Here is an 11,120-nt window from a genome sequence, read left to right on the forward strand (position 1 = left end):
CAATCATGGTTCCTAAGAATATTTATACTTATTGCGGTTTTCCTGGCAGGGGTGTCACAGGTTTCCGCCAGCAGGGGATCGGATATGGTTGGCAAAATTTTGTCCAATCTCATTGCCGGTGGTGAGTACATCATCGGATCCAGTTACATAGAAGATGAGAAAGAAGGAACCATGAAAGTTGTCGTGGAGACAACGGATGGTAAAAAAGTTTTTGATGAATCAGGACAGATGTTGGAACAGACTGATCGTCAGGGAAATAAAACCTTCTTCAAAGACGGTATTCCGGTCAAGACCGTTTCTCCCTCAGGGACTGTTATCTCTAAAACGCAAGTTCAGAGAACAGGCCAAGGTGATAAATGGATAGAAAGCCGCGACTATATGGGCAATCTTGAGAAACGTCGTGTCAATGCCAAAGGTGAAATGGTGGAACGCATCGACCAATCGGGCAGACGCTTTCGTGTAAAAGCACAAAAGGACAGTCAGGGGCAGACAGTCGCCATGACCGAGATCAATCAGGCGAGCGGGACCCGTACCACACGCTTTATGAATCCGAAAACCGGAGAAGTTGAAAAACTCATTGATGAAAAAGGCGACATCATTGTTATTCAATACCAAAAAGACGATAAAGGACGCAAGCTTGCCAGCTTGGAAAAGAATACAAATACGGGTCTTCTAACTGAAAAACAATATGACAGCATGGGTCGCGAGACGATGATCGTGGATTCGTCCGGCATGACAAGAGAAATCGCGTATGAGGTCAATGGTGCCAATCAAGTCAGCGCCTCTGTGGAGACAATCCAAGAGCCAAATGGTGAGACCCATAAACTGACAAAAACATTTGACGGTGCAAGCCGTGTGACCAGCGAAGTTGATTCAAGAGGCAAGGAGATCGAATATAGTTATACCGTGGAAGAGGATGGACACGTTTCGAAAGTGGAAGAAAATGAGACGGTTGTAAATGATCGGGGAGAAAAGGTTACGACCGAGCGCGTTAAAATCATGAATGCTGATGATCGGATCGAAACTGTATTTGAAAACGGTTTTCGTATTGATTACACATACGAAGAAGATGAAAATGGACGGGTTGAGAAAACGCATGAAACCAAATATATTGCGGATACCATGGAAAAGCTTTATACCCAGACCACGGAGATGGATGCGAACAATTTGCCGAGCAAGTCTGAAAAATGGGAAGAATCCGGTCCTATTGGAAAACGGCATAGTATCACGTATTATTCCATGGATCCTCTCACCGGAAAAACAAAGAAAACCAGCACCATAAATGATCTCGGTGATCTTACCGAGACCCTGATGGATGAAAACGGTCAGGTGAAATCTTCTGAAACGTGGCAGCAGTATGGCGCAAAACTCAAACGCCATAGTATCACAACGATAACAACCGATAGTATGACAGGTCTTCCTTTGGAATCGAGGAGTGTTGATGATATGGGAAATATCACACTCACAACGATGGATGAAAAAGGGTTGGCCGAACGTTCGGAGAGCTGGAGTGCTCGCGGCGCCTTACTAAAACGACATAGTGTGACCCAGATTGAGACCAATCCCCTCACTGGTAAACCCGAAAAAACAACCACGGTTAATGATCGCGGTGATGTTACGGTGACGTATATGAACGGGCAGGGCATGGCGGTATTGAGTCAGATCCGTGAAAATTCCGGGCCCAAACTCGGTCGGGATAAAGTGAGTACTACAGAGAACGATCCTTATACTGGGATGGCAAGTTCGGTAAGGACCCAAAGTGCGTTGGGAACATCACTGACGATGATGGATTCAAATGGGCTGCCGGTGAGTACGGAAAGTGATGATGTTTATGGGGCATCGCTGAAAAGACATAAAACAACCGAGCTGGAAGTTGATATTAATACCGGGTTGACCCAAAAAACAACTACGATTAATGATCGTGATGACAAAGTTGTTACCACGATGGATGACGAAGGCATGCCTGTCATCAGCGAGAGCTGGAATAGTCTTGGCGCGGAACTGAAAAAATATTCGTTGACGCAAATGAGTGTAGATCCCGCCACTGAAATGACCCGGAAAACATCAACGGTGAATGATTTGGGAGACATTTCGGTAACCAATATGGATGAAAATGGATTCGCGACAGACAGTCTGAGCATCAAAGCGTTGGGGGCGATTTTAAAGCAGACCAGTCTGACAATGATCACGACTGACGAGAATACCGGGCAGAGTGCCATGACGGATACGGTTAATTTACGGAATGACCGTACCCAAACCTGGATGGATGAAAATGGTCTTGCTGTCAAAAGCGAGGGGTGGCTGGCGCTGGGTCCTGAGTTGAAAAAACACAGTCTGAACGAGATTACATCAGATCAGGAAACCGGCGAGACATCCAGTACGTTGAGTCGGAATGACCGCGGCGATGTTAACCAAACGTGGATGGATGAGGATGGCTTGGCGTTTAAAAGCGAGGGGAATTCTGCTTTGGGTGCTGAACTTAAAAAACACAGTTTTGTAAGCATTGCCACCAGTGATCAAACCGGGGAAACCACAGCGACGGTGAGTCGCAATGAGCGCTCGGATGAGACCGTGACAACAATGGATGAAAATGGTTTGGCTGTGAAAAGTGTGGGCAGCATGGCGCTTGGGGCAATTTTGAAAAGAACCAATGAGACCGCGATTGAAACTGATATAAATACCGGTGAAACTGCGGCAACCTATTCATTGAATAATCGTAATGACCGGACCTGGACCCGGATGAATGATAATGGTATGGCGGTGAAAAGCAGAAGTATTAATTCTTTGGGTGCGACATTAAAACGGACCAGTATGACCGCGATTGAAACCGATATAAATACCGGTGAGACAGCAATGACTTCAAGTATCAACAACCGCAATGACCACACCGTCACCAAAATGAATGAAAATGGTTTGGCGATCCAGAGTCAGAGCAGTTTGGCTTTGGGGGCGACCTTAAAACGGGATAGCGAGACGCAAATTACCACGGATGGAAAGACCGGTGAAACCGCGCAGACGTTGAGCATCAACAATCGCGGTGATCATACCTGGACCGGTATGAATGCGGATGGCTTGGCGACGGTGAGTGAATCCTGGTCGGCATATGGTGCGAATTTGAAACGGCATAGTTTAAGTGTGATTCAAACCGACTCGCGAACAGGTGAAACCGCGCAGACAACCACGATGAATGACCGTGGTGATCAAACCTGGACCGGTATGAACGAACATGGATTGGCCGTGAAAAGTGAGAGCTGGTTGGCGCTGGGTGCGGCCGGCAAGGCGCACAGTGTAAGCGTCATTGAGGCTGATGTGGATACAGGTGAAACGATATCGTCGACAAGCATCAACGACTTGGGTGATAAAACCAAGAGTTGGATGGATGATAATGGTTTGGCTTTAAAAAGCGAGGGCTGGATGTCCTATGGAGCGATACTCAAACGTCATAATTTGACAATGATTAATACTGATTCCGCGACCGGTGAGACACGTTCCACACAAAGTAAAAATGACCGGGGCGATCGTACTGATACAACCATGGATAGTAATGGCTTGGCAGTTAGGAGTGTTGGCGTGATGGCGCTTGGCGCCAATTTGAAACGCCGGAATACAACGCAGATAATAACTGATCAAGACACTGGCGAAAGCAGTGAAAGTATCAGCATCAATGATCGCGGAGACAAGACCCATACCTGGATGAATGAGCACGGTCTGGCAATCCTGAGCGACAGCATTTCAGCGCTGGGCGCGACCTTGAAAAGACACAGTGCTACGAATATTACCACAAATGCTTATACCGGTGAAACAACCCATACGGTGAGTATCAATGATCGCGGTGATGTGAGTCAGACCTGGATGGATAAAAATGGTTTGGCTGTGAAAAGTGACAGCCAATCCGCGCTGGGGGCTAATTTAAAGAAACATAGTGTGACGGATATTATTACGAATCAGCAAACCGGTGAGATGGATGAGTCGCTCTCGAAAAATGATCGGGGTGATTTAACCCATACCTATATGGATGAAAACGGACTGGCAATTAGAAGTGAAGCCCAGGTGGCATTGGGTGCGGTTTTGAAATGCACCAGTGAAACTGCGATCCAGACCGATGTCGACACCGGTGAAACCGCTGCCACTTATTCATTGAATCAACGTGGTGACCGGACATGGTCTAAAATGGACGGTAATGGATTGGCGGAGAGTAGTCACGGTGTTTCGGCACTGGGCGCAACTTTGAAAAGGACCAGCACCACCGCTATCTCAACGAATAAGGCGACCGGCGAAACAGACATGACCTATACGATTAATGACCGCAGCGATAAAACCGCCACGGAAATGAATGAGAATGGACTTGCGGTACAAAGTCATAGTCAGCTCGCACTGGGTGCGTCGTTGAAGCGTACCAGCACAACCCAAATTACAACCAACGCAGATACCGGTGAGACGGATGAAACCCTAAGCGTGAATAACAGGGGTGATCGGACTTGGACCGGTATGAACAGGAATGGTTTGGCCAGGATCAGTGAAGGCTGGTCCGCCTACGGCGCATTATTGAAGCGTCACAACCGGACGATGATTGTTGTGGACGAATACACGGGCGAGACGAGTGAAACCATGAGTAGCAATGACCGTGGTGATATTACTTGGACGGGTATGAATGAGCATGGATTAGCTGTGCAAAGTGAAGGGTGGTTGGCACTGGGCGCGATTGCCAAACGTCACAACACGATTAAAATTACTGCCGATCCTGCTACGGGTGAGACGCAAGAAACCTTGAGCCTCAATGACCGCGGTGATGAAACCCAAACCTGGATGGATGAAAATGGATTGGCAGAAAAGAGTGAGGGACAGCAGGCTTTGGGAGCGATTCAAAAACGTCATAATATCACTTTGATTGATGTTGATACCGGCACAGGAGAAACCCGATCCACTCGTAGTAAAAATGACCGCGGTGATATCACTTATACGAAGATGAACAAAGATGGATTGGCCGTAAGCAGTGAAAGTGTATTGGTATTAGGCGCAATCCTTAAAAGAACGAGCCGTTCGGTCATCAAAACGAGGATGGATACCGGTGAAACGGAAGAGACACATAATGTCAATAATCGTGGTGATGAAACGCATTCCTGGATGGATGCAGATGGATTGGCAACGAGAAGCGAAAGTTGGCTTGCATTGGGTGCGGAACTTAAGAAGCATAGCATGACCGCTGTTGAAACGGATTGTATTACCGGTGAAACGCGTGCCACAACCAATAACAATGATCGTGGAGACACCACGTCGACTTTGATGGATGTCAATGGACTGGCTTATAGAAGTGATGCGACGTTGGCATTGGGTGCGGCACTGAAAAAGCACAGTGTTACGGAAATTTTGACAAATCGTTATACCGGGGAGACCTCATCGACATTTAATCAAAATGACCGTAATGATAGAAACTTGACGACCATGGACGAAAATGGTCTGGCGGTGAGAAGTGAAAGTCAATTGGCACTCGGCGCAATCCTTAAGCGGACCAGTGAAACGACTTTGCAAGTCAATGCGTATACCGGAGAGACTGAAGCGACGTATAGTTTGAACCTGCGTGGTGATGTCGCTGTCACGGAAATGGATGGAGATGGTCTGCCGGTTCAAAGTTATAATAATTCCGCTTTGGGCGCTAATCTCAAAAAACAGAGTTTCACGACCATGACGGTGAACAAACAAACCGGTGAAACGGCAGCGAGCTATTCGGTCAATGAATTGGGTGATCGGGTGTTGACCTTGATGGATGACGAAGGACTTCCGGTTGCCAGTGAAAGTTGGCAAGTACTTTCTCCGGTTTGGAAAGCACATACGGTTAGCGAAATAACGGTTGACAAACAGACCGGCGAAACAAAAATGAACGAAAGCGTGAATGGAATGGGTGATCGCACTATTACTCATATGGATGAAAATGGTTTGGTGAACGCCAGTGAAAGCTGGCAGGTATTGGGTGCAAAGAAAAAACAGCATAGTGTTTCCGATGTCACAGTGAATCAAAAGACAGGTGAAACATTGAGCTCGTTTTCGACAAATGATCTTAATGAAACCGCATTAACCTTGATGGATGAAGATGGCTTGGCTTATGCCAGTCACTCTGAGGATAAATTGGGGCCTTTGGACGGCAGGACTAGAGATAGCCGAATTGATACCAATCCGGATACGGGTGTTACACAGAGGACATCCACCACTGATAAATTACATAGTGGTCCGGTGATAACACAAATGGACATCTGGGGCATGGCAATAGAAAGCCAAGGGACAGATCGTTATGGCGCGATTGCCGGGCGAAGTAAACGAACCACACTGACACCCAATCCATATACGGGGTTGACCATGGAAAGTTTTACTTATGATGCGTTGCATACCGGTGCGGTCCATACCACAATGGATGAAAATGGTTTTGCAGTCGAGAGTACCAGTGTGAATAAATATGGTCCGTCACATGGGCGTCACCAAGTCACGCAAATGACACCGGACAAAGATACCGGCATGACTGCGATGAGTGAGAGCAAAACACTTTCCGGGGAAAAAGGCACGATTATTAAGATTAATGAAACCACAACTTATAACGATCCTGTTTTTGGAGCTCCTGAATACGCGGAGAGTACAGCGACCTTTGGAGCGTTTAAAAATAAAGTAACTGAATTCACTGATGTCAATGAAAATACCGGATTAGTGCGCTATAGCAACGTTGTTGATGGCGGCGGCACGACTGAAAATGAGCATAATGAGTTTGGCGTAGCCAAATCCACCCGTTATAATATTTTGGGAGCGATTAAGAAAACAGATACAATCAATACCATGAACACGCAGACAGGTATGATTCAAGCCAGTAACAGTTCGGATCGTAAGGGAAGAACAAACACTACTTTTAATCAAAATGGCCTTGTCAATCAATCGGTGCGTACGAATTTCAATGCTCACTATGTTGTTGCGGAAACCACCACCACCCAATCATGGAATGCGTATACCGGGTCACCTTTGGTATCGGTTTCGCTTGATGGGCATGGAACCACAACAAAATATTTTGATCTCGACAGTATGATGGAGAAAACGATTCGTGTGGATCAATGGGGTGATAAAACCACGACATCGTTTGTCAATAACAGGTTGACCGGTATGCCGATCACCAGTAAAACGACTTCGGAAACCGGAACAACCGAGACGTTGTTTGAAGACAATGGACTGGCTATGCAGAGTACATTTACTGCTAAAATTGGACTTCACAATACGACCACCAATTATTATGCCGCCAATCTGGATATGAAGAGCACCAAAAGTGTTGATGAACGCGGTAATATTAGTGTCAGCGTTATGAATTCCGCAGGAGAAGTAACGCATAGTTATTCAAAGAGCGGCACGACCACCATGGATCTGAAAAATAACCGGGCTGCAACCAGTTCGGGCCCGGGTGGGAGTTCGACCTATTATTATTCCGGAAAATGGCTGGATAAAACCGTGAGTGTAGATGATGGTGAAACAACGACTTCCTGGATGGAACATCGCAACAATGGCGCGACACGAAAAGTGAAGACGAAAGATGGGACCACATCCTATAATAATTCTTATAATAGCCGGGGATTCGTCTCTTATCGGACGGAATCCAATGGCAAGGGTGATACCGGGTTTTCCAATTTTAATTCTTATGGTGATCAAATTTATTCGGAGTGGACCGGAAAAATGAAGAAAGAGCCGGCTGATCGATACGGTAATCAGTTCTTAGGCGGTACTTGGGTATCGAAGACAACCTACAAGGTGAATAGTCGGGGTGATACCCAGTCGTGGACCACCAAGTCGAGCTGGAGCGGGACACAGCATTACGCAGAGATTGGTCATTATGAACCAACCTGTCTTGAATGGGATGAGGCAGGAACAGCTTGCGTTAAGTTGGGAGATGAAAAATATGTCGTTGATCAAGCTGCGCATAACAAAAAAGTCGGCGGTTCAAAGACTAAATCAGACACACCTGACCATAGCCCGAAATCTGATGTCTGGGTTGTGGCGCATTTAAGTGGAAGTCAGCTAAAACAGGGGACTGTGCTTGGAAGCAGCAACTCTGCCCAAAACAAATTCGGGGTGGGTGCAGCCGCTGTGGGCGGATCGCAAGATGCGACCAAACCCGGTTATCATAGTGTTTATCAGAAAAAAATGATTGCCTCCCTGGCAACCGTGGAAATGGAAAGAACGTTAAAAGAGAATTTCAGACCAACGGTCAAACGCATGCAAGCGCAATTGGAAAAATTTAAGGAAAATCCGAATCTGCTCAGTTTGCGGCAGTTGGCTTCTTATACTTATTCTGAAAAGGGTAGTTTTGAAAAAGCATTTGCGGCAGCGGGTGATAAAGTGGCATTCTTACGCCAGGCAGCTGATGATGCATATTATTATTATAGCGGCAATCATCTGTCGGCAGTTGATCTTTCGCATGGAGAGATTGAACAGGCTCTCTTCCTGGTAGAGCGGCAACCCAGCACAGCGTCCCTGCAGGATTGGCTGGGATTTTTCGCGACCGATGAACAGAAGGAAAAAATCGGGAAGGACATGCTGGAAACCAGTGAAAAACTTGCTGCAACCGAGGATGCGGCAACACAAGCCTATTTGTTGGAAGAATTCTGGGCCCAATTGGCATCCTTAATAGGCGACATTGCCGCTCAGAAAATGGGGAATGGTATTTCCGAAACCATCCTTGTCCAGTGGCTCAGTCAGGCAGTACAGGAAGAAGATGATCTCCAACTGCTTGCCAGCCGGATGCTGAACGATCCTCAGCTTGCCCCCAAAAGCACTTCGGCAGGCAGCGGGGTTGCGCTGAGTGGCGGCGGTGCGGCCGTCAAGGCGAAGAAACTGGAAGATGATTATTCCGATTTTGAAGACATGACCCGCATTGGCATTGAGGCACAGGTTGCGGCAGCCACTGTCGCCAAGGACCAAGTGGAGTCTGTTCCGCAGAAGGTTGACCTTAAACTTGACGAGAGTGACGACTTGATGGAGATGAAGGAAATGGATACTGTCCTGAAAAAATTGTCTCTGAAGAAAAATCAGGTGAGGAAAATTGCCGGCCTGCACCATGTCCGTCTCAAACAGGAACTTGAGCAGGGTGTGGTGATTAAAAAAGATAAAAAAGGCCGGGTGAAAAAATTGAAGACCAAGTACGGGAACACCCTGGTTATTGAATATAAAAAGGACGGTAAGGTCAGCGTTAAAATTGTGATGCCAAAAAAACAGCTCAAGAGCCTGGCTGAATACAGGAAGGGATGGCTGAAAAAAATCATTTTGAAAGGTGGTTCGGTACTTACGCTTGCTTATCCTAAAGGTGATGATGGCGAGGGTGGGATGATTGCCAAGTTGGCCAAGGGCATGTTTAAGAATATTTACAAGTATGGAAAAAATGGTAAACTGAAGCAGGTTGTAAAGCAGGAAGGTGACCGGAGTCGCGTTGAGGAATTCAAACAGGAAGAAGAACTCGACGCAATTGTTGCAGAAGAAGATAAACTGAAAGATGATCGGATAGATTCTAAGAAGTTGGGTGTACAAAAACCCGGTCAGATGCATTGATAAAATAGTTTTTCACATTGCGCTGAATTTAGTGCGTAAGGTGTGGTGTTTGACATGGAAATAATATAGGAATTTGTTTAAAAAAAAGCCCCGTCGGCAAATTGCCGGTGGGGCTTTTTTATTTTTTAGTGCTGAGATTATTTAAAAACCGGTTGGTATGTGGAAAGAGATTCCGAAGAGTAAGGCGCCGCTTCCGCCGGGATACACGGTATCGCCGAGTTCAACATCATTGACCTGGCTAAAAGCGGTCATGCGGTAGACATATTCACCGTAAATCGAAGTGAAGGGTGTGAAATAATAGCTGATACCTGCACCAATATTGAAACCGGCACCATAGTAAAATGCATCGTTGTTTCTGCCATCACCGTACAATTCGCCGTTTTCAACATTTAAAATCGCGTAGTGCATACCTGTCAAAAGATAGAGGTCAATCATCAGTATGGGAAGATTGAATTTAGCAGTAAAATCGATAAAAGAAAAGGTCATGGAACCTTCGGGTTCGTAGAAAATTGAAGATTTTTCTTTGGTGTGTGTACTTTGGGCATATTGGATTTCGCCGGTGAAAAAACGCCGGTTAAAGGCTGCGCGAAGTGAAAAACCGGTACTGTTGGTGGTTGGATAAGGCATGTCAAAAAATTGGTCGTCTGCATAATAGCCGTTATCCGAAAAAATAAAGTTTTCGCCATTGAAATCACCGGGAAAGACAGATACAGCAGCACCGCCTATGCCAAAACTATAGTTGTTGGCGAAACCAGTCGCCGGGATGATGAACAGAATTGCGAAAATCAGGACAGACATCAAAAACAGGGTATTGGAACGTGCATTATTCATAGCAGGTAGTCCTTTCGAAAGAGATATTTCTATTCTCGGCTAAAAAAGTGGATTTTTCAAGTAACAATCCTAAAATATCAAATGGCTTGAAATATTGCGTCCTGATACGACATAATAATCACGTGGATTCGTTAAAAGAATAATTGGAAGGAAAAAATAGATGGGAAATCCGGAGAGACGTTTGCAGTTTGTGGCAATCATGGTATTTCTATTGATAAATATCATTATGATACCGGTTTTTGTTTTTTGGTTTACACCCTGGAAGATTTGTTTCGGGCTTGATGGGCCGGTTGTGAAGTTGTTATATTTTTTAGTGATTCTATTGATTGGCGGCTGTGTTTGGTTGCTCGGCGTATCCATGCATTATTTGTATCGTCTTGGGTTCGGTACGTTTTCTCCTTGGAATCCCACTAAGAAGCTGGTGGTACAAGGTGTTTATGCGCATGTGCGTAATCCGATGATCTTGGGCATCATGGGGATACTCCTTGGGGGCGGTTTGGTTTTCGGGTCAATTTATTTATTGGTGTGGATCTTGCCGTTTTTTGTCGGAAATACACTTTATGTTGCTTGGAGTGAAGAACCCGGGCTCTATAAACGGTTTGGCCCTGATTACATGATCTACCTTCAGAATGTGCCGCGCTGGCTGCCCAGATGGAAACCCTGGATTGAAGTAAGAAAATGAAAACGAATGACAATAAAGAATTCAACTTTTTGCAATAAGG

3 protein-coding genes are annotated in these 11,120 nt (G+C 45.9%); 2 read left to right on the forward strand and 1 reads right to left on the reverse strand.

Going from position 1 to position 11,120, the window contains the following annotated elements:
• Positions 1 to 84: 84 nt before the first annotated feature.
• Positions 85 to 9,567, forward strand: coding sequence for a hypothetical protein (locus tag K8S19_11130; protein MCD4814230.1), 9,483 nt, complete (start codon positions 85 to 87; stop codon positions 9,565 to 9,567).
• 141 nt (positions 9,568 to 9,708) lie between these two features.
• On the opposite strand, the gene K8S19_11135 is transcribed toward K8S19_11130, so the two are convergent.
• Positions 9,709 to 10,398 (reverse strand): hypothetical protein, encoded by a 690-nt coding sequence (locus K8S19_11135; GenBank protein ID MCD4814231.1) that lies wholly within the window; start codon positions 10,396 to 10,398, stop codon positions 9,709 to 9,711.
• Between the two features lie 160 nt (positions 10,399 to 10,558).
• Here K8S19_11135 and K8S19_11140 point away from each other — a divergent pair, with 160 nt between their 5' ends.
• A complete protein-coding gene (locus tag K8S19_11140) occupies positions 10,559 to 11,080 on the forward strand; it encodes a hypothetical protein (protein ID MCD4814232.1) in 522 nt (173 codons plus the stop codon).
• Positions 11,081 to 11,120: the final 40 nt, after the last annotated feature.

The sequence above is a fragment of the bacterium genome (assembly GCA_021108215.1).
Lineage (GTDB): Bacteria > Oederibacteriota > JAAXVQ01 > JAAXVQ01 > JAUVAV01 > JAIORK01.